Source organism: Pseudomonas sp. WHRI 8519 (genome assembly GCF_040224055.2).
In the GTDB taxonomy this organism is placed as follows: Bacteria; Pseudomonadota; Gammaproteobacteria; order Pseudomonadales; family Pseudomonadaceae; genus Aquipseudomonas; species Aquipseudomonas putida_X.
The window spans coordinates 3,940,513-3,959,717 of sequence record NZ_CP167996.1 but is presented as its reverse complement, the minus strand read 5'-3'; the positions used below and the strand labels follow the sequence as shown (position 1 = coordinate 3,959,717).

The window sequence follows — 19,205 nt, the reverse complement described above, 5'->3', positions numbered from 1 at the left end:
TCACTCGCTCCGGTTCTGGAAGCGCGGATCGTGCTCGCCGCTGAGTACGCTCCAGTCCTTCTCGAAGATGTAGTCCTGCCAACGGAGGTAGAAACCGCGAGCCATGTGCTCGGTGACGGAGGTGCTCACGTCGCCTTTGATTCGCAGGCCGTTCACGATTGGGTCGGTGGTGTTTTTGTTCAGCGACTGTTGGTAGTTGAACGGGTAGCGTTTGGAAATTGTGCCGCCGCACGCTTTCGTGGCGTACAGCCAGTTTTCCATGTCGTCCTGTTCGGTCATGCCGGCAGGGCCCGAGTAGCGCATGTAGTAGTGGCGCAGGAAGTCCTTGACCTTTTCAGGGGCATCGGCGTCCACCAGGAAGAAGCGCCATCCTTCGGTCTCATTCGGGCTGTGCGGGTGCCATACGCAGAGGCTGCGGGGCTGGGTGCCATGGAATGAAGTGTTTGGGAAGATCGTGCCAACGAATGGGCGCAGACGATAGGCATCGCCCTTGGCAGCTTTGCGCTTGTTAAAGTTGTCGCGGAAATACTGCTCAATTTCCGGATCATTTTTGAACTGCTCGACGTATTCCTGACCTTCAGGCTGAACAGCCGAGTGCACACCGTGGCCATGCGGGAAGCTGACCCATACGTGTTTGGAGAACTCCAGTTCGTTGTCGCGGCGACCTTTCACGCCCTGTTCGGCCGATGGGCCAATGCCGATTAGGTCAACCGACCGGTGGCTTGGGTTGTGGTAGGTATCGCCGAGGAAGTTCTCAGCAGCGTATTTCCAGTTGGCAGGGAAGATCCATTTGTGGACACCAACTACTTCCGAACCGCCTGGTCGACCATCGCGGTGATCCAGTGCCAGATCCAAGTGGGTGACCGCATCCCCCAGGTAGTCCATGAACTCCGGTGCTTCCGGATCCCACGTGGCCCAAACGGTGCCCTTGTAGATCGCCAGTTTGGCGACTTCAATCAGCGACCAGTCGGCTTTATCGAAGCAGTCGCCATAGATGTCCTTCGCCATCGGCACGCCACGCAGTTGGCCATCCGTCGAGAATGTCCAGCTGTGGTAAGGGCAGGTGAACAGCGAGGTGTTGCCGGACTCGTAGCGGCACACTTTCATGCCACGATGGCGGCAGGAGTTCAGGAATACGTGGACTTTCGAGGCCTTGTCACGAACCAGGAGAACCGACTCCTCGCCCATGCGGGAGGAGAAGAAATCGCCCGGGTTCGGGATTTGGCTTTCGTGACCAACAAACAGCCAGGCGCGAGCAAAAACCGTTTCCAGTTCTTTTTTGTAGATCTCTGCATCAGAGAAAATCTTACGATCGATAACGCCGTTTTCGACGTCAACAAATTTTCCTGTTGAAGCGATGATGTTCATTTGTCATGCCTATCGTGGATGAAATATTTAGGCTTTGCTCGACCAGTTGCTGATGTGTCAGGCAGCCACGCAACGATCACACCCTTAGCGCAATGCTGGGTGTTCAGAACGTTGATCAATCAAAAGCGCTGGGCTCAGCTTGATAACCTTTCCAGGCGGAGTGATCCGACTGTGGAAGGGCAGTGGCGCAGGCTGGCTTGGTAGCCAGCGGTTCGGGGGATGTCAGACAAACGCAACGGTTCATGGCAGTCCTTCCTGATTTTGAGGCCAGGATCTTGTTTTTTTGGTTCTGCTCGCCGCCTCACTCGCTTGAGCAGGTACGGCTTGATTCCGAGGCTATTCCTGCAAAGGTTAAAAGTCAACATGTTAACTATATTGACCTTTGGTTCAGTGGTGCTTTTAGGCGTTTACTGGCTGTTTGAAAAACTGCCGAAAGTCTCGCACTCATTGGCTTTCAGGCGTTTTTTGTGATGGTTTATCGGGGCGGGATGCGGTGAGACTGGAGAAAGAAAGAGGTGACAAATGGAGGGTAAAGGGGCTTGTCAGAACCTCGCGAATAGCGTTTACTTGGTTAACATGTTAACTGTGCAAGGGCGCAAAAATGACAAAAATTACATTCATTCAGCCTGATGGGATTGAAAAGCAGGTTGAAGCCGCTGATGGCCACTCACTGATGGATGCCGCTGTCCGAAATGGTGTGAAGGGCATGGAGGCCGAGTGCGGTGGTGCGTGTTCCTGTGCAACCTGCCATTGCTACATTGAGGAGCCATGGTTCGAGAAGGTTGGGCCTGCGGATGGTGACGAAGAGGGCATGCTGGAGTTCGCTTTTGAGGCGAAAGAAAACTCTCGGCTCGGTTGCCAGGTCAAGGTAAGTCCGAGTTTGGACGGCTTGGTTGTACGACTGCCTTCCAGCCAAGGCTGAGTCATCGTTGGCCGTAGCCTTCGCTATCGATTCAATACTGCTCATTGGGCCTGAATCAGTCGGCATAGATCTGTGCCGGAGATTCAGGCCCTTGATGTTTCAGGCTATATCGCATCGCGCTTGCGGAGACCGGTACCGCGCTCGAAATCCTGGCATGCTCTCTGTGGATCCAAATGTCTAACGCAACCTATCGAATTTCCCTAACACTCGCCTTGCTCCAGGCTCGAGCTTCAGCAATGAGCTTCTTCCGGCCTGTACTTAATGCGCATGGCGTTACCAGTCAGCAGTGGAGGGTAATCCGCGTGTTACATCAGAACGGCCAAACAGAGATCTATAGACTGGCTGAGCTGTCTTGTATTCTCCAGCCGAGTTTGACAGGGGTTCTGAAACGGATGGAGGCCCAGGAATTGGTGAGTCGGCAACGTTCGGAAGTCGATCAGCGATGTGTGCTGGTAACGCTTTCTGATCGAGGGCGGGCGCTCTATGGCCTAGTCGAGCAAGACATCAATCGGTGTTATGACCGACTGGAAATGGGGCTGGGGAGAGACAGTCTTCGTGATCTTTTGGATTTGTTAGATGAGCTGAAGAGAATCAGCCCCACCAACCAGGATTGAGGGGCTGCTCAGTTAGCGGTCTGGGCAGGGGGATTAGTAGACGCCACCGCTATTCTGATCTGGAAGCTGAGTGTCTTTGAAGCGTGTCACGAGTGTCTGCAGCCCGCGCATCAAAACAGTCGTATCCACACCTACCGCGACGAACGTGGCACCGAGTTCAAGATATCGGCGAGCAAGTTTTTCATCCGCGCTGAGAATGCCGGCGGCTTTCCCTGCCTTGCAGGTTCGAACGATCGCATCTTCGATTGCAGCCTGAACCTCGGGGTGACCAGGATTGCCTCGATACCCCATCGCTGCAGACAAATCGGCGGGGCCGATGAAGACGCCATCGACGCCCTCTACTGCAGCGATCGCATCGAGGTTCTCCAGACCCTCGCGATTCTCGATTTGCACCAGAAGACAGATCTCTTCGTCAGCTTTGTTCAGGTAATCTGGCAGAGTGTTCCAGCGAGAGGCGCGGGCGAGGGCGCTGCCAACCCCTCGGATGCCGGATGGCGGATAGGTAACGGCGCGCACGAGGTGTTGTGTTTGTGCTGCAGTCTCGACCATCGGCACCAATAAGGTCTGCGCCCCGATATCCAAGACCTGCTTGATTAGTGCGGTATCGCCAACGACCGGACGAATTACAGGTTGCGAGGGATAGGGCGCTACCGATTGCAGTTGACCTAGCAGCGATCGGATGTCGTTGGGTGCATGCTCTCCATCCAACAGAAGCCAGTCGAACCCTGCATTAGCAGCCAGTTCCGCGCAGTAGGCATCTGCAAGTCCGAGCCACAGGCCAATTTGTGGCTCCCCAGACTTCAGGCGTGCCTTGAATGTATTTTTCATCACCAGGGCTCCTGTATTTAAACGAAGCGGCAGGCAATGCTGCCCAGCATGTCGTAGTCGACGTGGAAGGTGTCGCCTGGGCGTGCAGCAACAGGCCGGGTGAACGAGCCGCCCAAGATGATTTGGCCGGGCTCAAGCGTAACGTCGTAAGGCGCCAGCTTGTTGGCGAGCCAGGCCACACCTTTGGCCGGATGGTTGAGAACGGCTGCACTCACGCCAGATTCTTCGATCACGCCATTTCGGTAGAGAACTGCAGGCACCTTGCGCAAATCGATGTCGGTTGGTCGGATGGGGCGCCCGCCCATAACCACACCAGCATTGGCGGCGTTGTCAGAGATGGTGTCGAATACCTTGCGAGTTACCTGCGTCTGCGGATCTACCTGGTGAATTCGCGCGTCGATAATCTCCAGGGCCGGGATCACCCACTCGGTGGCTTCTAGTACATCAAAGACAGTGCAGTTTGGGCCTTTGAGGGGTTTGCCCAAGATGAAGGCCAGCTCGACCTCTACCCGAGGAACAATGAAACGATCAAACGGAATATCGCTGCCTTCCTCAAAAAGCATGTCATCGAGGAGTGCGCCGTAATCAGGTTCGGTAATGTTCGAGGAAACCTGCATTGCTCGAGACGTCAGGCCGATCTTGTGACCTACTAGCTTGCGGCCGGCTGCAATCTTCTTGGCAACCCACGCACGCTGGATGGCGTAGGCGTCTTCAATAGTGATGCTCGGGTAATCCAGCGAGAACTGGCGCACCTGTTCACGAGTGCGTTCAGCCTGGTCGAGTCGCTCAGCGGCCTGCTGGATGAAAGTGTTGTCAAGCATGATGGTTTCTCTTTAGAAGGTGAGCATCGCGCGGCTGATGTCAGGCAGGGCGGTTGAAGAGGGGGTGCAAGGTGCTGTGCTTGGCATCGAACACTTGCTGAGTGCTCTCGTCGATTTGCAGGGTGATGCCGATTGGGCGCTCTTGCAGCACCCGGTCTAGGCGGTTTTTCAGTACCTGCAGCAGACTGTCACCAACGCTGTTATGCACCGTCGTACTGCGGCCGCTCCCCATGCGCAGGTTGGCATACAGGAAGCCATAGTCACCGCGTCCGTCAGCCACAGCGCAGTGGGCTGCCGGGTAGGCCAGCACACGGGTGCCGCCGGTGGGGAACACAGCTTTGCCAGTGTCGTCGCGCTGTTCGAGCATGCAGTCCGCCAAGGCGCGGCATAGGCCAGGAATGTCGGTATCGCGTTCCAGGTCGGAGGTGTAGAGCAGAACCAGGTGGGGCATGACGTAGTCCTCGTCAAGGCAGCGACCTGCCGTCCTCACAGACAGCAGGTGCGGACAGGTTACAAGCGGCTGGTTGATACCACTGCGCCCGGGTTGGCAGCTTGTGCTTGCGGAATGGCCGAGCCATCCTGCGGGGTGACCGGGAAGATGGCATTGATCTGACCGGTGCCTGAAGAGCCGAAGTAGGGCGTCACGACTTCTGCGTGGCCGTCGTATTTAGACCAGCCAAGAGCACCAAGCAGCATTGCGGTGTCGTGCATAAAGCCTTCGCCGTGCCCCTTGGCCGCGTACTCTGGCAGCATTCCGCAGAACTCATCCCATTCAGCGTTCTCCCACATCTGCACTACACGATGGTCGAGCGTTTCCAGGAATGGGCTCCATACCTTGGTTGCAAAGTCCGGCGCCTGGCCGTTTTGAGCGAAGCGGTGCGAGAGCGAACCGCTGGCGAGGAACGCCACCGTGCCATCGTAGTGATCCTCAACCGCCTTGCGCATGGCCCAGCCGAGGCGGGCGCTGTCGGCAAGATAGTGGAAGGTGCAGAGGGCCGAGACCGAGATCACCTTGAAGTGTTGGTCTTGGTTCATGTAGCGCATCGGCACCAAAGTGCCGTACTCAGGGCCCAAGGTGGTCGCATGGTGGGCCATGGTCTCGACACCGAAGCGATTGCATTCCTCGGCCAGGAGCTTGCCGAGCTCGGTGTTACCGGGGAACTCGTATTCCATATTGCTGATGAAATGCGGCAGCTCATTGCTTGTATACCGGCCTTTGAAGTGCGGCCCGCAAAGCACATGGTAGCCAGCATTGACCAGCCAGTGAGTGTCAAACACAACGATGGTGTCCACACCCAGCTCACGGCAGCGGCGACTAATTTCATAGTGCCCATCGATCGCGGCTTGGCGGAAGCCTTGGCGCGGCCCAGGGAGCTCGGACAGGTACATGGAGGGGACATGAGTGATCTTGGCTGCGAGTGCCAGCTTGCCCATGATGAATCTCCTTCTTGTTGTGAGGCCACTGAGCCGGCACGTTGGCGATCCGTCAGAACTGCCTCAATTGCCGGCCCAGTGGAAAAAGTCACACCCCCCAGCGCGGGATGTGGTGGCTACCCATCGAGATGCAAACGTTCTTGATCTCGGCAAAAACCTCAAAGCTGTACTGTCCGCCTTCGCGGCCTGTGCCGGAACCCTTCACGCCGCCGAATGGCTGACGCAGGTCGCGCACGTTGTGGCTATTGATGAACACCATGCCAGCTTCAATGCCACGTGCAAGGCGGTGGGCCTTGCCGATGTCTTGAGTCCAGATGTACGAAGCCAAACCGTACTCGGTGTCGTTAGCCAGGCGCAGAGCTTCTGCCTCATCCTTGAATGTCATCAAGCACACGACCGGGCCAAAGATTTCTTCTTGGGCGATACGCATCATGTTGTCGACATCCGCGAAAACAGTCGGCTGTACAAATTGTCCTTTGGCCAAGTGCGCCGGGAGGTTTGCAGGGCGTTCCAGTCCACCTGCCACCAAGCGCGCACCCTCATCGAGGCCGATTTGGATGTAGCCGGTCACCTTCTCATAGTGCTGCTGGGTGATCATTGAGCCAACCTGGGTTTTCGGGTCGTTTGGATCGCCGACAATCAGGCGTTTGGCGCGGGCTGCAAACTCTTCGACAAAGCGTGGATAGACGCTTTCCTGGATGAAGATGCGGCTGCCGGCGGTGCAGCGCTCACCGTTCAGCGAGAAGATGGTGAACAGTGCAGCGTCCAGCGCGCGTTCCAGGTCGGCGTCTTCGAAGATTATTACCGGCGACTTGCCGCCCAGTTCCATCGAGTACTTTTTAAGGCCTGCGGTCTGCATGATCTTTTTGCCGGTGGCGGTGCCACCGGTGAAGGAAATGGCACGCACATCTGGGTGGCGGACCAGAGCGTCGCCAGCTGTAGCGCCGTAGCCCTGGATCACGTTCAGCACGCCGTTGGGGATGCCGGCTTCGACGGCTAGGCGGCCCAGTTCGTTGGCGGTCAAAGGCGACAGCTCGCTCATCTTCAGTACTGCAGTGTTGCCCAGCGCAAGGCACGGCGCGGTCTTCCAGGTCGCCGTCATGAAGGGCACGTTCCACGGCGAAACCAGTCCGCACACACCCACTGGCTGGTACAGGGTGTAGTTGAGCATCTGATCGTCGACCGGGTAAGTGTGACCGTCCATGCGGGTGCACACTTCGGCGAAGAAGTCGAAGTTGTGCGAGGCGCGCGGGATCAGCACGTTCTTGGTCTGATGGATCGGCAGGCCGGTGTCGAGGGTCTCCAGTTCGGCTAGCTTCGGCACGTTTTGGTCGATAAGCTCACCGAGCTTGCGCATCAGCCGGGCTCGTTCCTTGGCCGGCGTGTTGGCCCACTTCGGGAAGGCCTCCTTCGCAGCAGCTACGGCTTGGGCGACTTCTTTGGCACCGCCGCTGGCCACTTCGCAGATGGCGTCGCCGGTAGCCGGATTGTAGTTGACGAAGGTGTCTTTGCTTTCGACCTCACGGCCATTGATCCAGTGCTTGATCATGCTGTTCATGCCTTGTTGTTCTTGAAGAAATTAGCTTCGCTGACGATACGGTTGACCAGGCGCCCAACGCCTTCTACTTCCACCACCACTTCATCGCCCGGCACCACATCGGCTAGTCCTTCAGGTGTGCCGGTGGCGATCATGTCGCCCGGCTGCAGGGTCATGAAGCTGGAGAAGTATTCGATGAGGTGTGGGATGTCGAAGATCATGTCCGCCGTTGTACCTTCCTGCTTCAGCTCGCCGTTGATCCAGGTGCGAAGCTTGAGGCTGCTGACGTCCGGCACATCGGCTGCGTCGACGATCCACGGCCCGACCGGGGTGGTGGCGTCGCGGTTTTTTACCCGCAGGTTGGGTCGGTAGTAGTTTTCCAGGTAGTCACGGATGGCGTAGTCGTTGCACACCGTGTACCCGGCGACGTACTCCATTGCGTTCTCGCGCTTTACGTTCTTCGCCGGCTTGCCAATGACAGCAACCAGTTCGCACTCGTAGTGCATGTACTCGACGTTGTCCGGGCGCCAAGTGACCTGGTTGTGGCCGGTGTAGGTGCCCGGCGACTTGATGAATGCTAGCGGCTCGGTGGGCGGGGCGAATGCTAGCTCACGAGCATGGTCGGCGTAGTTCAGGCCCAGCGCGAACATGTTGCCGGTTGCAGGTGGTAGCCAAGTTACTTGATTCTCCTCGAGCACTTTGCCATCGGCGAACCGCACCCGATTTCCATCGATCACCTCGACGTGATGACGTTGCCCATCCACTTGAACGTGAGCGTGTTTCATGCGCTTTCTCCTTGTTCCGCTACTACGGTGTTGCTCAGGCGACCAAGGCCAGTGATTTCAACCTCAACAACATCACCGGGTTGAACATCAACTCGACCCTCTGGCGTGCCAGTGATGAGTACATCACCTTCATCAAGCGTCATGAACTCGCTCAGCTCTGCGATCAGGCGGGCGACGGAGCGCACTTGGTTGGCAGTGGTGTTTTCCTGCGCAATCTCACCATTCACATAGAGCTTGATGGTGAGGTTTTGAGGGTTCGCAATCTCATCGGCAGGAACAATGTCTTCACCTAGCGCGCAGAAACCATCACGGCATTTGGCTTTCACCGCAGGGCGGTAGTAGCTGTCTTCGGGGAGGCTGAACTCATTGACAATCACGTACCCCGCAACGTGCTGGAGGGCTGCTGTTTCGGTTACTCGGCTCGCACGTTTCCCGATGACGACTCCCAAGGCTGGGCCTGGCTGCAAGCGCTCCCCGGTAGGCTGCACCACCACGGCACGATGAGCGTTGCGCGTGTTTGGCGTCTTGATGAACAGCACCGGCTTTTTAGGCGGCTGCCTGTATGGAGGGTTTTCGAAGTCCTCAAGATTTTGCTCAAGCAGGCCTTTGTAGTTGAGCGCGATCCCGAAGAGGGTTCCATTCGCTCTAGCGTGCGGAATAGGGGGCATCAAGTAGCTCCTGGTGAGGCTGGTCGCAAGGTTGGAGCGGCGACCAACAAGGTAAACATGTTTCCTTTATAGTTAATATGTTAATAATGGTCAAGCGTCTGCTCGCTACGCTATCTGCGATTTCACACTGAGGCTGCGCTAAGCCCCTTCAATGTTTGGCTAGCCGTGGAGGGGTGGGCAATGGTTCAGGGGCTGCAGGAGAGGGTTGCACACGGGGGGAGACTTGCCTAAGCTGTGAGATATTTAGTTCACATGAATACTATATGTCTAGCCCAAGACCTTCGCTTACGCTTGCACTCCTGCAGGGGAGGGAGGCTGCAATGGCCTTCTTCCGACCTGCTCTCAATGCGCGAGAGCTCACCGAGCAGCAGTGGAGAATCATCCGAATCCTTCGGCAGCAGGGGGAGTTGGAGAGTCACCAGTTGGCGAGGCTGGCCTGCATTCTTAAGCCGAGCATGTCAGGTGTTCTCGCTAGGCTGGAGCGCGATGGTTACGTGCGGCGATGGCGGTCGACGGAAGACCAGAGGAGGGTTTTTGTTGGGCTCACTGATCAAGGCCAGCAGAGGTTTGTTGAGATGTCGGGTGATATGGAGCGTAATTATCGCCGCCTAGTCGATCAATTTGGTGAGGAGAAGCTAACCCAGTTGTTGTCCCTCCTAGATGAGTTGAAATCTGTATCGCCGTAAGTCCCCTGTCTCTCTCTTCTCTCGGTGTCGGTGATGTGCAAGCATGCCGTCGCCGCTCATCTCTCTGGTAAGCATCCCCTTTGGCAGCCTTCCTCGCCCCCATCCTGCAGGGGGTGTTGATGCTTGTTCGTCTGTCGGTTTGATTGACGATAGAGATTCAAAAGCTCATGTAAACATGTTGACTATGGTGCTCGCTGGTCACATCTGTGCCTGAACGTACCTAGGTGCCCCTTGCGCAGCTGCGTTCCATGAGCCATTCATTTTTGCGGGCGCCTCATGAGGTGGAGATAGGAAATTTCAATTTGCTGACTCTTGCGCGAGGAGTGGAAATCGCGTTTACTAGGTTAACATGTTAACCATGTGGTGGCGGTCATCCATATGAGCCTAGAGGCGCGACCATCCGGGGGGCAGTGTCATCCTCACCACGGGGGGGGGCGTCATCGACTAAGGGCGCGAGTTCGCTGGTCGTTTTAATGCCTTTTGGATCAGAGCTTGATGTTCGTGGGTTGTGACTACTTCTGCGGGCGAGGCGGGCGAGATCCAAAAGACAGGACACGCACTGCGACTGCGCCGACGGGTGCTGGCTCGAGATGGATTCATCCGTGGTTGAGCGCCTCAGAGTAGGTGTGTACTAGTGGTCAATTTTTAAAAGAAGAACAAGATATGAACCAAGTTATTGCTGGAGATCGGGCCTTCTGTGAGGACGCAAACTGCATCTGGCGTAAGGCATCTTTGCGGTTGCTACCTCTATTGATCGTCTGCTATCTGTATACGTTTATCAACCGCATTGACATCGCGTTTCCTACTGATGCCTGGGTGGTTATATCTTTCGTCTTTGCTCTTGGTGCGGGGGCGTGCGCTGCGCGCTTGATGTCTTGGCGGCTTCCTATGACCTTTATAGCTCCGGTTTTGCTTGTGGGCGGTATAGGGCTGACCAGTAGTTTTGGGGGCATGACTTCCTTTCTAGTTACTTATTTAATGGTTGTCTGGGATACAGCACACAGCTCAGCGCTCACCTTATAGTTGTTGGGGCGCCGATTTTGCTCCTGCCGGAATAGTGCTCGCTAATGCGAGAGATTGAAATCAAAGCTGAAGTCATATCCGAATTTTGCTGATCCATGATTTGGGAGGCAGTACCGGTGGTCTCTTTGCACCTGCATCATTTGAGTTTTCACGCTTCTCAGGTGGTGTAGGTGTTTTTTTATTAGTGAATTCATTTTTTTTGCACTTTCAAGGTGCGTTGATGTACCGAAATGATCGCATCTCGGTCGAGCGCTTGGCCCAGGACGAGGCCTGAACTCAGCTTATAACCTTGATGGCACTATGAGCGTGCGCTCTTGCAAAGTAGTGCCCAAAGGTGGGGCGTTGAAGGGGATTGACGTTCAATTATAAGTAGGTAGGCTAACTAACAAATACAACGTAAGCCGTAGAACAACAGCAATCCGGAGAATAATGTGAACACAACATCTGGGCTTAAGCCGTGGCGGGTAATCCTCGCAGCTACTATAGGGAACGCGCTCGAATGGTACGACTTTATCGTTTACGGTTTTCTAGCCGCGACGATTAGCAGGCTCTTTTTCCCTACTGATGATCCGTCAGCTGCACTCCTGCTCGCAACATTAAGCGTGGGGATTGGTTTTGTCGCCCGGCCTTTGGGGGCTATCATCCTGGGCTTGTATGCTGACCGGTATGGGCGGAAGCGCGCATTAAACGTCGTAATTCTCTTGATGTTCATTTCGACTGCAATGATTGCCTTCGCCCCTACCTATCAGCAAGCTGGAATCTGGGCTGCGATCCTAATTGCCGTGGCGCGCTTGATTCAAGGCTTTTCTGCAGGTGGTGAGTTTGGAAGTGCTACATCCTACTTGATTGAGAGTGCGCCTGCTCATCGGCGAGATTTCTACGGTAGTTGGCAGATGTTCGCTCAGGCGTCCGGCGCCTTATTGTCGACTATTGTAGGTGTGATGCTATTCGAGGTTTTCACGCAGGAGACAATCGATAGTTGGGCTTGGCGCTTGCCATTCCTGGTAGGTCTGCTTATTGGCCCGGTAGGCTTGTATATCAGGCGCCATCTGGATGAACCTGAAGAGTTTAAAAAGGTGCAGGGTGTTAAGGTACCATTGAACCAAGTGTTCCGGCTGTACCCCGCGCAATTGAGTGCCGGCACAATTGTAAGTGCTGCTGTAAACGTAATGTCGTATGTCATTATCACTTACCTTCCACTTTATGCGAAACAAACGCTTGGTTTGAATCAGAGTGAAGCATTCAAGGCTCTATTGATCGCAGTGCTTCTCCGAATGGCGCTAATCCCGCTGTTTGGCATGTTGAGTGATCGAGTTGGGCGAAATAAGGTGTTGGTGACGGGTCTTGCCCTATTTGCTATTACAATTTATCCAGCCTACGGATATATCATTCAGAGTCCGAGTTTTATGTCTTTGGTGGTAGTTGAATGCTGGTTTGCAGTTTTGATCGCGGCTGTATACGCCCCCAGCCCCACATATCTTTCTGAGCTCTTCCCTGTTGAGGTTCGGGGGATTGGACTTTCAATTGCGTACAACTTGGCTGCTACCGTGTTTGGAGGATTCTCTCTCTTCTTTGTTACATTGATTCAACAGTGGACTAATAGTCCGCTGGCGCCTGCTCACTACTGCGTGGTCTTCTTCGTCATGGCGGCTGTTGCAATAGTAATCACAAAGCCCAAAACCAGTCATGTGGGTGAACAGGCAAGGCCGCTAGAGGGAAAAGCTGCTTAAGCTAGTTAGTTGAGTCGTGGCGGGGCTATTTTAGACCGCTACGATGCATGTTGAGTTCTATCTTAGTTTATCGAAGATAATAAGAACGCTTTTAGTCTGTAATTGTACTTGCTGCGATTGTCAGCTTTATGCCTGTGCTTCCTAAGTATGTGCTGAGTGAGGTTTACAGTGAGTTCAGGAACAGACAGATTTCGGGGTATTACCTCCGATAGCGGTTCGATTGCAGTTTTGATGACTATGTGTGTTGCGCTGATGGTATCAATGTTCAATGCGTCAATGATTGGTGTTCTGCTTCCAGGTATTGCAGATTCAACTTCTGCTAGTCCTACTGACTTACAGTGGGTTGCAACAATTTATATGCTTGCGCTTGCTGCTTCACTAATGCCCGGATCGGCAATTGGTAAGCGTTATGGGCGACGGTTAGCGTTGCTTGCGGGACTTCTGCTTTTTTTGGCGGGGGCTTTTTTATGCGCGGTGGCGGAAAAGTTAAGTTGGTTACTGTTTGGGCGTCTAGTTCAGGCCGTCGGCGTTGGCATATACATGCCGCAAACGTTAGCGATTCTGGTTGTTGAATACTCCGATCTAAAGCGACGGGCTCGAGCTATCGGTGTTTGGTCAGGCGTGGCAAGTATAGGGCTGGTTGTAGGCCCTCTTGTCGGTGGTATCGCAGTGATGCTGGTAAGTTGGCGGGCTGGCTTTTTCTTGTCAGTGGTGCTGTGTTTTTGCGCCTTGATATCTGCATGGAGGTGGCTGTCGAAGGAGCGTCATGGTCGACCCAGTAGCGCGAATTCTTTCGATTTATTAGGAACTTTGTTTAGTGTCCTCTGGTTATCCTGCCTGGTACTTGCCGTCAACGAGTCTAGTAGGCAGGGGTGGGGCTCAGACGTGGTCGTGCAAGCGCTTATTGTGGCAGTCGCTGGATTGATGTGCTTCTTGGTCACGGAGAATTGGAAAGCTGATCGAGGCATCGAAGTACTTATGCCGCTTGGAATATGGTGCAATCGAAGATTTGTCATGGCTAATATCGGTGGTGCCGCGTTCTTCATGTCATTGTTTGGGATTTTATTTTTTTATCCGATATTTTTTTATGTTGAGCTTGGATATCACTCCGTTGCAGTTGGCGCTGCCTTCATACCCATGACATTAATGATGGCTTTATCCGCATCTGTAGGTGGTAGGCTTATGGCGCGCGTAGGGATCTTCAAGGTGTTTATTTTAGGGGCTGTCTGTGCTTCGTTGTCCTTGTCGCTTCTTTCTATTGCAACGTATTATAAATCAGAGGTTTTAGTTGAGCTGCTATTAGCGTCCGTAGGCGTCGGGTTCGGACTTCTAAGCGCATCAACCAGCAATGGGGCTGTTTCGAGCGTCGCTCCTTTGATGAGTGGGCTAGCGTCGGGTGTTCACACGACATGTAGGCAGGTTGGAAGTGCGTTAGGTATTTCTCTTTTGGGAGTATTCGTGCATGGGGAGGGAAAATCCATGGGTGCCGGATATTTCGCAGAAGGTTTAGCTACAGCAATGCAATTTTCGGCTGCAGTAGTGTTCTCTATCGCAATCTTGACTTGGCAGTTGTTACGAGAGCGATGAGGTAATTGCGTGGTGCTTGAAGTTTAATTTAATAATAATTTCAGAGGTCAACTTTGATGAAAGGCTTCAAAAATTGTGTGCTATTGATGATGCTTGGCTCCGGTGCTGTATTCGGTGCTGACGGAAGCGGGTCTGTGATTGAAGACATTAAGTTGAGCATACTTTTGCGTAATGCTGTTTTTGATCGGGACTTTAAAAATGGTGTACAGGACAGGCGCGAGTGGGGGCAGGCGGCTATTGCAAAATTCACATCAGGATATACTCCAGGATTGATTGGTGTATCGGCTGATGTTTTCGGTATGTATGCTATTCGGCTTGATGGCGGTGGTGGGCGTACTGGCAGTAGCTCCATCGATATGTTCAAGCAGGACAGCAGCGGTAATCCGGCTGATGATTTGGCACGAGCGGGTGCTGCCGTCAATCTCAAACTGTCGAATACGGTCATCAAGTATGGTGATCAGATGCCTGACTATCCGGTTCTGAGTTATTCAAATACCCGCCTGTTACCTGAAACTTATACAGGTGTTTCAGTTAACTCCAAGGAAGTTCAGGGGCTGGAGCTAAACGCTGCTCACTTTACCGCTGAGGTTCGAAAGGGGGCAGAGGGGCATGACAGTGCTGGGCTAAAGCAGATCGATCTGCTCGGTGGTACTTACGCATTGGCTGATAATCTGCAGGCGACTGCATACCAATCTTGGGATAGAGGCTATTTCAAGAAGTCTTATGGGGCTGTTTTTTATACACAACCTCTGGACAAGAGCTCCTCTATTACATTCGATTTGCGTGGTTACCATACCTCGTTGAATGATGACTACGCCGCTCGCTTGGGGAGAGGAGATGAGAATACTATATGGAGCTTGGCCACGACTTATAAGCTGGGTGGACATTCGCTGATCTTGGCGTATCAGAAGAGCAGTGGTAGCGTCGGTTATCCCTATGGTGGATATCAGAGCCTTGGTCGTCCAGGCGATGGTGGTTCAACATTTCTGCTAGCGAACTCGTTCTTCTCAGATTTCAATGCTGAGGACGAATCGTCTTGGCAGCTAGGATATGGTTATGATTTTGCCGCGATAGGTGTGCCAGGGCTTTCATACCGTTTCGCTTACGTGATGGGTGATAACATCCGTACTCCGACTGGAGATGGGGACGAGCGTGAGTTGTTCAACCAGGTAAAATACGTTGTCCAAAGCGGCAGTATGAAGGACTTGAGTTTTAAAGTTAGAAACTCAATTGTACGTGTTTCAAGGAATGCCGCCGCCTATAATGTCAGCGCGAACGAGGTTCGAGTATATTTAGAATATCCAATTAATATTTTCTAATACAGTTGCTTGGCGCCGCTTTGTGGCGCCAAGCAGGATGGGAAATCAGCACTTCGGAGCCCCCATCAGCTTATCAAGAAGCGTCAGGGTTGATTGTAGATTATCCAAATCTGCATCGCTCAACGATCTGAACCGTTGCTTGAGTGCTTGATTGCGTTTTGTTCTAACTTCCTCGCACATAAGCTTACCAGCGGTCGTCAAGCAAATTGGTTTTCCTTTGCCCGACCCTTGGGGGCGTGCAATCCAGTCTGACTCTTCCATCCGAGAAAGAATCTGACTCATGGTTGGTGTTCTGATTCCCTCTGCCGCTGCAAGCTCGCTCACCGTCATGGGGGAGACTTGCAGCAAGCTGAGTACAGCGCCCTGTGTCGTTGTAATCGGCAGCGCTTCCGCTTCCCGTCGCATAATTTGGCTTATGACTAAAAGTCTCTTGCGGGTTTCATCGATTAATCTGATTTGCTCAGAATTCAAGCTTTTCTCTCCAGTGTAATGGGTGTATAGTTAGTCTAGCTAACAAAAGTATTCAATCTCATATCATCGCATAATCGATGACTGAAATGAAGATCCTGGTTCACTGATGATCCATTGGCTTACGCTTTTGTCTGCTTTCTGCTCAGCACACAAAAATCTAATCCTGCTGGAGGATTTCGCATGCTCGAAGTGCTTAAAGAATTGCCAAGCGACTCTGTGCTCGGCTTGATCAAATTGTTTGCCGCCGATCCCAATGCCAATAAAATCGACTTGGGGGTAGGTGTCTACAAAAATGAGCAGGGCAAAACGCCCGTCATGGCTGCGGTCAAAATGGCTGAAGCTCGGATCCTCGAGACGGAAAACTCTAAAACCTACTATGGATCGGATGGAAATAGCGCTTTTCTGGAGGCGATCGCGCCACTGGTATTTGGGCCTTCGACGGAACTCGCTGATCGAATCGTTGGTTGTCAAACGGTGGGGGGGACTGGAGCTTTGCAACTGGCCGCGAAGCTAGCTATCAGTTGTAAAAAAGATGCGGCCATCTGGGTGGGCACGCCTACCTGGCCCAATCATCTACCTTTGTTTGCAGCCGCTGGCCTTGAAATAAAGACTTACGATTATTATGATGTTAAGTCGCAAAGAATAAATTTTTCAGGCATGATCAACGCTCTGCAAACCGGTCAAGCTGGAGACGTAGTTCTTCTTCACGCGTGCTGCCACAACCCTACAGGCGCTGACCTTGACCTTGAAGAGTGGGCAGAAGTGGCCAGTTTGATTGCGGAAAAGGGCATGGTGCCACTAATTGATTCAGCCTATTTGGGGTTGGGCGATAGTTTGGAGCAGGATGTAGCGGCAATTCAATTGGTTATGTCAAGAGTGCCTGAGACACTCATTGCATTTTCTTGTTCCAAAAACTTTGGATTGTATCGTGAGCGTATAGGTGCTTTGTTTGTAATTGGGAAGGATGGTCATTCTTCTTCGGCTATTAGGTCTCATGTACAATACCTTGCGCGGACTGTCTACTCGACGCCGCCTAACCATGGCGCTGCCATTGTAACCTCGATCCTAGGCGAGCCTGCCCTCAAAAAACTTTGGCTTTCCGAACTTGTTGACTCAACTCAACGCATCAATGATATGCGTCAACAACTTGCCTCTTATGGTTCTGTGGGTGGGATTGATTTAGTCGCACTCGGAAAACAGAAAGGAATGTTTGCACTTTTGCCGCTTTCGGTCGAGCAAGTTAACGCATTGAAGGAAGGCTTCAGTGTCTATATGGCCCCCTCAGGTCGTATTAATTTAGCTGGATTGAGTCGTGAAAACATCCCGTACTTCGTAAGTGCCTTAGGCAAGGTGCTTAACGGATAATGGAAGGGCTGGGCAGTTGTGTTGCAACTGCCTAGCCTTTCTTGGGCGCTCGAAGCCGTGCGTCCTACCGACCCTCCCCGGCGTCGTAGTATAATTTGGCTGGGCAATTTACTTTCGAGCCAGGAGTTCTGTCGCTCGCAGTGCAGCTTCCTGTGCGCACTCTGCATCAACAGATTCTGAGGCGCCAGATACCCCAATCCCTCCTATCGCTTGATCTTTCATTAATATTGGCTCGCCGCCTCCAAACAGAGCAATGTTTGTCTGCGCTGGAAGGCCCTGCTTGACCTCGTCAGAGCACTTTTGAAGTCGTTCTTTCCAGAGTTTGGTAGAGAATCCAAAACCAACTGCTGTTCTTGCTTTTTTCAGGGCGATCTCGGCACACTGGGGAGGTGCTCCATCCATATGAGCCATGTGTATCATGTGTCCACTCGCATCAACTATTGCGATGCTGACTCTAATGTTGAGATCAGATGCTTTACTCAGCGCAGTATCTAAGCAGTGTCTAGCTAAGCTGAGTGTAATGGAGCTTTGTAAACGAATAAATGATTCCATTAAGTTTGCCTTAAGTAGTCGTGATTTTGTGACGGCTTTTCCATGTCGAACAGCGCTGCCTTCTAGACGCTCTCTAGGAGTTAAGATTCGCTAGGGAGGCCTAGCTCTCTTGCTAGCAAAAGATAGCTTTTCAGCCGTTCCTCAAACCTATAAGTGACTGTGACTATGCCAATCTCCTCGCACGCGTAGTCGCTAGCGATATATTGAATTTTCCTCCGGCAGGTTTCAGGAGAGCCGACTACCATCTCCTCGAGTGTACTATCAAACTCGAGACGCTCATCTGAGCTCATAAGATGATATCTTCGCCAAACTTCTGAGGGATCCAGCAATGGCTCCCGAGGTGCCCTCCCTGACATCAGCTTTCGATATGCAGCAGTTCCGGCAATAAATTGTGCCTCCTCATCGGACTCTGCGCAGATCACGGCCAGCGCGATTAGCCGTGGGGGAGGAGTAAGAGATCCTGATCGCAGATACGCCTCGGAGTGATGATTAAATATTGCAGGTGTACATGACCTCGGAGCGATGAATTTCGCAAGTGCCAGACCCATGCCGAGCTTCCCAGCTAGCGCTGAGCTTCCACCACCCGACCCGAGCATCCAGAGCGAAGGCATGGTTGATGGATTAGTCCCGCATGCAAGTGCTGCATAAGGATGGGTGTTTGGGAAAGCGCCCCTTAGAAATGCACAGAGCTCCTCTGCTTGCTGAGGGAAATGATCGTGCTCCAGTACGTTGCCTGGGGCCGCCAGGGCAATTGAACTTAAATGGCTTCCTCCAGGTGCCCGGCCAATGCCTAGGTCGATACGGCCTGGAAAAAGGCTACCGATTAGAGCGAAGGTTTCTGCCACTTTGTAAGGGCTGTAGTGCGTCAGCATCACGCCACCGCTACCTACACGAATTCTTCTTGTTGTGCTGGCGATCCTGGTGAGGAGGATTTCCGGTGCCGCGCCGGCGAACTGGTTGCTGTTGTGGTGCTCGGCAACCCAGTAGCGGCTGTAGCCCCAGCTATCGCACTTGATGGCGAGCTCAACCGAGGTGCCTGGAGCACTGGCAGCGGTGCGGTTTTCGTGGATAGGGGTTTGATCAATCACGGTCAATTTCAACACTGTACTTGGTTCCGTTCAGGTCAGATGAAGTAGGTCAGGAGTGCAGTCAGGTAATGAGGGTGACATAAGGTAAACATATTAACGTTATTTTGGCCGGGAAGGCGATGGTGAGCTCATCGCGTAGATAGGTTAGACAGATGACATAGGGTTATACCTACTCATGACGTCTCATGTGGAAACGAGCTGTACCTGGCTACAGGCCTCGGCCTTCTGGGGTGTTGAGGGTGAAATGTAGCTGTCGAAACGGTGGCATCCGGGTTGGTTGTCCTAGAGGGTTTGCCAGAGCGCTTGCGCTTGACTAGCAAGCTAAAGCCCCTATAAGGTTAACATGTTACCTATATTGGGCCGCTCCCGCGACCTTTCGTTGCTCTTGCGTCCCGTTTGGTCGAATG

At 53.2% G+C, this 19,205-nt stretch carries 18 protein-coding genes; 7 read left to right on the top strand and 11 right to left on the bottom strand.

Features of this window, described 5'->3' with window-relative positions:
* On the bottom strand, nt 1-1,368 hold the full coding sequence (locus ABRP30_RS18170) for an aromatic ring-hydroxylating dioxygenase subunit alpha (protein ID WP_286113681.1): 1,368 nt from the start codon (nt 1,366-1,368) through the stop codon (nt 1-3).
* 601 nt (nt 1,369-1,969) lie between these two features.
* On the opposite strand from ABRP30_RS18170, the gene ABRP30_RS18165 reads away from it, so the two are divergent.
* Nucleotides 1,970-2,290: a 2Fe-2S iron-sulfur cluster-binding protein gene (locus ABRP30_RS18165; RefSeq protein ID WP_286113682.1), complete on the top strand. Its 321-nt coding sequence runs from the start codon at nt 1,970-1,972 to the stop codon at nt 2,288-2,290.
* A gap of 173 nt (nt 2,291-2,463) precedes the next feature.
* A complete protein-coding gene (hpaR, locus tag ABRP30_RS18160) occupies nt 2,464-2,904 on the top strand; it encodes a homoprotocatechuate degradation operon regulator HpaR (RefSeq protein WP_349975080.1) in 441 nt (146 codons plus the stop codon).
* A gap of 33 nt (nt 2,905-2,937) precedes the next feature.
* Here the strand turns inward: hpaR (ABRP30_RS18160) and hpaI are convergent, their stop codons facing one another.
* From hpaI to ABRP30_RS18125, 7 genes are all read right to left on the bottom strand, one after another.
* The gene (gene hpaI, locus ABRP30_RS18155) at nt 2,938-3,732 is read right to left on the bottom strand and encodes a 4-hydroxy-2-oxoheptanedioate aldolase (protein ID WP_349975079.1); all 795 of its coding nucleotides are present in this window, start codon (nt 3,730-3,732) and stop codon (nt 2,938-2,940) included.
* 17 nt (nt 3,733-3,749) lie between these two features.
* Nucleotides 3,750-4,553 carry a 2-oxo-hept-4-ene-1,7-dioate hydratase gene (gene hpaH / locus ABRP30_RS18150; protein WP_349975078.1) on the bottom strand — a complete coding sequence of 268 codons (804 nt, stop codon included), beginning with the start codon at nt 4,551-4,553 and terminating at the stop codon, nt 3,750-3,752.
* A 40-nt stretch (nt 4,554-4,593) separates the two neighbouring features.
* A complete protein-coding gene (locus ABRP30_RS18145) occupies nt 4,594-5,004 on the bottom strand; it encodes a 5-carboxymethyl-2-hydroxymuconate isomerase (protein ID WP_349975077.1) in 411 nt (136 codons plus the stop codon).
* Between the two features lie 59 nt (nt 5,005-5,063).
* Entirely contained in the window at nt 5,064-5,987 is a 924-nt protein-coding gene (gene hpaD, locus ABRP30_RS18140) for a 3,4-dihydroxyphenylacetate 2,3-dioxygenase (RefSeq protein WP_349975076.1), read from the bottom strand.
* Nucleotides 5,988-6,075: 88 nt separating this feature from the next.
* Nucleotides 6,076-7,536 carry a 5-carboxymethyl-2-hydroxymuconate semialdehyde dehydrogenase gene (gene hpaE, locus ABRP30_RS18135; RefSeq protein ID WP_349975174.1) on the bottom strand — a complete coding sequence of 487 codons (1,461 nt, stop codon included), beginning with the start codon at nt 7,534-7,536 and terminating at the stop codon, nt 6,076-6,078.
* 5 nt (nt 7,537-7,541) lie between these two features.
* On the bottom strand, nt 7,542-8,309 hold the full coding sequence (locus tag ABRP30_RS18130) for a fumarylacetoacetate hydrolase family protein (protein WP_349975075.1): 768 nt from the start codon (nt 8,307-8,309) through the stop codon (nt 7,542-7,544).
* Nucleotides 8,306-8,977, bottom strand: a complete 672-nt coding sequence (locus ABRP30_RS18125) for a fumarylacetoacetate hydrolase family protein (RefSeq protein WP_349975074.1) — start codon at nt 8,975-8,977, stop codon at nt 8,306-8,308. The genes ABRP30_RS18130 and ABRP30_RS18125 overlap by 4 nt, the downstream gene beginning before the upstream one ends.
* Before the next feature lie 263 nt (nt 8,978-9,240).
* On the opposite strand from ABRP30_RS18125, the gene hpaR (ABRP30_RS18120) reads away from it, so the two are divergent.
* The 4 genes from hpaR (ABRP30_RS18120) to ABRP30_RS18105 all read left to right on the top strand — a co-directional run bounded on the left by hpaR (ABRP30_RS18120) (nt 9,241) and on the right by ABRP30_RS18105 (nt 15,322).
* Nucleotides 9,241-9,663, top strand: a complete 423-nt coding sequence (hpaR, locus tag ABRP30_RS18120; RefSeq protein ID WP_349975073.1) for a homoprotocatechuate degradation operon regulator HpaR — start codon at nt 9,241-9,243, stop codon at nt 9,661-9,663.
* Nucleotides 9,664-11,117: 1,454 nt separating this feature from the next.
* Nucleotides 11,118-12,416: an MFS transporter gene (locus tag ABRP30_RS18115; protein ID WP_349975072.1), complete on the top strand. Its 1,299-nt coding sequence runs from the start codon at nt 11,118-11,120 to the stop codon at nt 12,414-12,416.
* A gap of 168 nt (nt 12,417-12,584) precedes the next feature.
* Nucleotides 12,585-14,003, top strand: a complete 1,419-nt coding sequence (locus ABRP30_RS18110; RefSeq protein ID WP_349975071.1) for an MFS transporter — start codon at nt 12,585-12,587, stop codon at nt 14,001-14,003.
* A gap of 56 nt (nt 14,004-14,059) precedes the next feature.
* The gene (locus ABRP30_RS18105; RefSeq protein ID WP_349975070.1) at nt 14,060-15,322 is read left to right on the top strand and encodes an OprD family outer membrane porin; all 1,263 of its coding nucleotides are present in this window, start codon (nt 14,060-14,062) and stop codon (nt 15,320-15,322) included.
* A gap of 45 nt (nt 15,323-15,367) precedes the next feature.
* On the opposite strand, the gene ABRP30_RS18100 is transcribed toward ABRP30_RS18105, so the two are convergent.
* Nucleotides 15,368-15,793, bottom strand: coding sequence for a MarR family transcriptional regulator (locus ABRP30_RS18100; RefSeq protein ID WP_349975069.1), 426 nt, complete (start codon nt 15,791-15,793; stop codon nt 15,368-15,370).
* 180 nt (nt 15,794-15,973) lie between these two features.
* Here ABRP30_RS18100 and ABRP30_RS18095 point away from each other — a divergent pair, with 180 nt between their 5' ends.
* Nucleotides 15,974-17,158 (top strand): amino acid aminotransferase, encoded by a 1,185-nt coding sequence (locus tag ABRP30_RS18095; RefSeq protein ID WP_349975068.1) that lies wholly within the window; start codon nt 15,974-15,976, stop codon nt 17,156-17,158.
* A gap of 108 nt (nt 17,159-17,266) precedes the next feature.
* Here the strand turns inward: ABRP30_RS18095 and ABRP30_RS18090 are convergent, their stop codons facing one another.
* Nucleotides 17,267-17,710, bottom strand: coding sequence for a heme-binding protein (locus ABRP30_RS18090; RefSeq protein WP_349975067.1), 444 nt, complete (start codon nt 17,708-17,710; stop codon nt 17,267-17,269).
* Between the two features lie 80 nt (nt 17,711-17,790).
* On the bottom strand, nt 17,791-18,813 hold the full coding sequence (locus ABRP30_RS18085) for an MsnO8 family LLM class oxidoreductase (RefSeq protein ID WP_349975066.1): 1,023 nt from the start codon (nt 18,811-18,813) through the stop codon (nt 17,791-17,793).
* Nucleotides 18,814-19,205: the final 392 nt, after the last annotated feature.

Bases quoted from the DNA above. Each gene is read 5' to 3' on its own strand.
- ABRP30_RS18170 (WP_286113681.1), bottom strand. From the start codon at position 1,368: ATGAACATCATCGCTTCAACAGGAAAATTTGTTGACGTCGAAAACGGC.
- ABRP30_RS18165 (WP_286113682.1), top strand. From the start codon at position 1,970: ATGACAAAAATTACATTCATTCAGCCTGATGGGATTGAAAAGCAGGTT.
- hpaR (WP_349975080.1), top strand. From the start codon at position 2,464: ATGTCTAACGCAACCTATCGAATTTCCCTAACACTCGCCTTGCTCCAG.
- hpaI (WP_349975079.1), bottom strand. From the start codon at position 3,732: ATGAAAAATACATTCAAGGCACGCCTGAAGTCTGGGGAGCCACAAATT.
- hpaH (WP_349975078.1), bottom strand. From the start codon at position 4,553: ATGCTTGACAACACTTTCATCCAGCAGGCCGCTGAGCGACTCGACCAG.
- ABRP30_RS18145 (WP_349975077.1), bottom strand. From the start codon at position 5,004: ATGCCCCACCTGGTTCTGCTCTACACCTCCGACCTGGAACGCGATACC.
- hpaD (WP_349975076.1), bottom strand. From the start codon at position 5,987: ATGGGCAAGCTGGCACTCGCAGCCAAGATCACTCATGTCCCCTCCATG.
- hpaE (WP_349975174.1), bottom strand. From the start codon at position 7,536: ATGATCAAGCACTGGATCAATGGCCGTGAGGTCGAAAGCAAAGACACC.
- ABRP30_RS18130 (WP_349975075.1), bottom strand. From the start codon at position 8,309: ATGAAACACGCTCACGTTCAAGTGGATGGGCAACGTCATCACGTCGAG.
- ABRP30_RS18125 (WP_349975074.1), bottom strand. From the start codon at position 8,977: ATGCCCCCTATTCCGCACGCTAGAGCGAATGGAACCCTCTTCGGGATC.
- hpaR (WP_349975073.1), top strand. From the start codon at position 9,241: ATGTCTAGCCCAAGACCTTCGCTTACGCTTGCACTCCTGCAGGGGAGG.
- ABRP30_RS18105 (WP_349975070.1), top strand. From the start codon at position 14,060: ATGAAAGGCTTCAAAAATTGTGTGCTATTGATGATGCTTGGCTCCGGT.
- ABRP30_RS18095 (WP_349975068.1), top strand. From the start codon at position 15,974: ATGCTCGAAGTGCTTAAAGAATTGCCAAGCGACTCTGTGCTCGGCTTG.
- ABRP30_RS18090 (WP_349975067.1), bottom strand. From the start codon at position 17,710: ATGGAATCATTTATTCGTTTACAAAGCTCCATTACACTCAGCTTAGCT.